The 276-nt window shown below is 44.2% G+C and carries 1 protein-coding gene; it reads left to right on the top strand.

The window, feature by feature from the left end; all coding sequences use genetic code 11:
* Positions 1–19 precede the first annotated feature (19 nt).
* The coding region (locus HBA93_RS20990; RefSeq protein ID WP_286202109.1) for an NAD(P)-binding domain-containing protein at positions 20–276 on the top strand (257 nt) is incomplete at its 3' end.

The raw sequence follows: 276 nt of genomic DNA on the forward strand, positions 1-276 counted from the left end.
CAATAATGGATTTGATGTCATGAGTGATAAAGGCGCATGGCACAGTCGAGTGGTTCTAAATGCAACAGGAACATGGCGTAAACCATACATACCTTCCTATCCAAATTCTGCATCCTATCAGGGGCGGCAGCTACATTCGGCTAACTATAAGTCACCAGAAGGGTTCATCAACCAACGTGTTGCAATAATTGGTGGAGGGAATTCGGGCGCTCAAATTTTAGCTGAACTATCAAAAGTTGCTGAAACCTTCTGGGTAACTACAGAAGCCCCGTTATT

The sequence above is a fragment of the Ochrobactrum sp. SFR4 genome (assembly GCF_019730395.1).
Lineage (GTDB): Bacteria > Pseudomonadota > Alphaproteobacteria > Rhizobiales > Rhizobiaceae > Pseudochrobactrum.